The sequence below is a fragment of the Pseudorhodobacter sp. genome (genome assembly GCF_030452865.1).
Classification (GTDB): Bacteria; Pseudomonadota; Alphaproteobacteria; order Rhodobacterales; family Rhodobacteraceae; genus Pseudorhodobacter.
This window is the reverse complement of sequence record NZ_JAKDLJ010000464.1, coordinates 1-2,567: the sequence shown is the minus strand read 5'-3', so window position 1 is coordinate 2,567 and position 2,567 is coordinate 1. Positions and strand designations below refer to the sequence as shown.

Genomic DNA, 2,567 nt, shown 5'->3' with positions numbered 1-2,567 from the left:
ACGGTGTTGGCCATGATAACCAGATCAAGGCAGGGTTTGATCGGCTCGGACACGAGGGCTTGCAGCGCCACCGCCTCAATCGGCAAGCGAAACCCTGCCATTTCAGCGAGTTGTCCGGAGTGACCGGCGACGACCAAGCCGAGTTTCGTGGTGCCGATATAGCCTTTGGTGGTCTCCACGCCGACGACCTTGCCGGACTCAGACCGAACACCTTTGACCTCGCATTGCTGGATGATGTCCATCCCCATGGCGGAGCAGGCGCGGGCGTAACCCCATGCCACAGCATCATGGCGGGCGGTGCCGCCGCGCGGTTGCCACAGCCCGCCAAGGACGGGATAGCGCGGGCCGTCGATGTTCATGATCGGCACCAGTTCCTTGACCTTCTTGGCGTCGATATACTGCGTCTCCACCCCTTGCAGGGCGTTGGCGTGGGCGGTGCGCAAGTACCCGCGCACCTCATGGTGGGTTTGGGCCAGCATGATCACGCCGCGCGGAGAAAACATGACGTTGTAGTTCAGGTCCTGGCTCATCGTTTCATACAAGGACCGCGCCTTTTCATAGATCGCGGCGGAGGGGTCTTGCAGGTAGTTCGAGCGAATGATGGTGGTATTGCGCCCGGTGTTGCCGCCGCCAAGCCAGCCTTTTTCGATCACCGCGACATTGGTGATGCCGTAATTCTTGCCCAAGTAATACGCGGTCGCCAAACCGTGCCCACCCGCCCCGATGATCACCGCGTCATAGCTGGCCTTCGGGGTAGGCGATGCCCAAGCCCGATCCCAGCCGGTGTGATAGCGCAGCGCCTCACGCGCGATGGCGAATACCGAATAGCGTTTCATGCGCATCTTTCCCTCTGGCCGGGGTTTCCTTGATCGTCTTTTGATACGGGCCACAGTTATAGCCGCACCCATGAGCGGCACAATGGGGATAATAGCGACATACATAGCGCGGCACCTGCGGCCAGTGGTCCCAGCCGGGTGGCCGATTAAGGCTTTTGCCCAAGCGGCGGAAGCACTACATGAGGGCAAGGCAACGAAAGGCGGATGGCGCGTGATCGGGATGATGTTTTGGGCGGCGACGGGGGGGATTGCGCTGATCGTGGCGGCGATCCTTATCGCGGCATTGCGGCGGCGTGGGGAAACCGAACCGCAGGGTGCTGCGTTTGACCGCCAGATCTACCGCGACCAGTTGACGGAGATTGAGCGCGATCAGACGCGCGGGGTGATTGCGCCCGAGGAAGCCGCGCGCCTGCGCTCCGAAGTGGCGCGGCGGTTGCTTGCAGCGGATCGCGAAACTGGCAAGCCGGTGCAGGCGCAAGCCGCGCGAGGCCCGGCAAATACGCTGGTTCTGGGCGTCGTGGCGCTGGTGCTGGCGGCGGGTTTCGGCGCTTATGCGGTGCTTGGCACACCGGGATATCGGGACTTGCCGTTGAAAACCCGGATCGCGCTGGCCGAACAGCGCCGCGAAACCCGCCCCGATCAGGCCGCGTTGGAGGCCGCTTTGCCGCCCCGCCCCGCGCTGCAAGCCGCTGATCCGCAATTTCTGACGCTGGTGGAAAAGCTGCGGGACGCGGTGGCCAAACGCCCGGATGACCTGAAAGGCCACGAGCTTCTGGCCCGCAATGAGGCCAATCTGGGCAATCTGACCGCCGCCTGGAAGGCGCAGGAGCGGGTCATCGCCCTCAAAGGGTCCGATGCAACCGATGACGACCGCCTGAAACTTGCGACATTGATGATCGAGGCCGCCGAAGGCCAGGTTTCGCCCGAAGCCGAGGCGGTTCTGAACGAGGTTTTGCAGCGTGATCCGAAAAACGATACCGCGCTGTTTTTCGGCGGCATCGTCAATATGCAGGTCGGGCGCTATGACCTCGCCTTCCGCTATTGGCGGCAATTGCTGGAGGTCGCCCCGCAAGACAGCCGCTGGTGGCCGGAGGTTCAGGCGCGGATTGGGTCTTTGGCGGAAGCCGCAGGCGTGCGTTACACCCCGCCGGACGCGCCCGCGTTAGCCGGTCCAACAGCGGAGGATCTGAAAGCCGCTGAGGATATGACACCGGAGCAGCGCCAGCAGATGATCCGCGGCATGGTCGAAGGTTTGAACGACCGGCTTGCCGCCGATGGCGGCAGCGCCGAGGAATGGGCGCGGCTGATCGTGGCACTCGCAAATCTGGGGGAGCAGGACCGCGCGAAGGCTATCCTGACAGAAGCGCAGAAAACCTTTGCCAGCCACGCACCCGACCTTGCCAGGATCAATGAGGCAGCAACTTCTGCGGGCCTGACCCCATGAGTCACGTCGAACGAATGGAGGAATTCGCGCCGCTGTTGCCTGTCATAGGGCCATTGGCAGGGCTGGATTTCGGCGAAAAGACCATTGGCGTTGCAATATCCGACCGGTTGCGCGGGGTTGCGACCCCGGTGCTGACCATCCGGCGGGTGAAGTTCACCGTTGATGCAGAGGCGCTGATCAAGCTGCTGATTGCGCGTGAAGTCGTCGGTATGGTGCTGGGTCTGCCGCGCAATATGGACGGGTCCGAAGGGCCGCGCGCCCAGGCGACCCGCGCCTTTGCCCGCAAC

General features: G+C 63.2%; 3 protein-coding genes. 2 read left to right on the top strand and 1 reads right to left on the bottom strand.

Features of this window, described 5'->3' with window-relative positions; translation table 11 throughout:
- The coding region (locus L0H65_RS18110; protein ID WP_301460606.1) for an FAD-dependent oxidoreductase at positions 1–836 on the bottom strand (836 nt) is incomplete at its 3' end.
- Between the two features lie 220 nt (positions 837–1,056).
- Between L0H65_RS18110 and ccmI the strand changes: the two genes are divergently transcribed.
- Both ccmI and ruvX read left to right on the top strand, forming a co-directional pair.
- On the top strand, positions 1,057–2,280 hold the full coding sequence (gene ccmI, locus L0H65_RS18105; RefSeq protein WP_301460607.1) for a c-type cytochrome biogenesis protein CcmI: 1,224 nt from the start codon (positions 1,057–1,059) through the stop codon (positions 2,278–2,280).
- Positions 2,277–2,567 (top strand): Holliday junction resolvase RuvX (ruvX, locus tag L0H65_RS18100; protein WP_301460605.1); only part of this gene is annotated, 291 nt, incomplete at its 3' end. The genes ccmI and ruvX, both read left to right, overlap by 4 nt.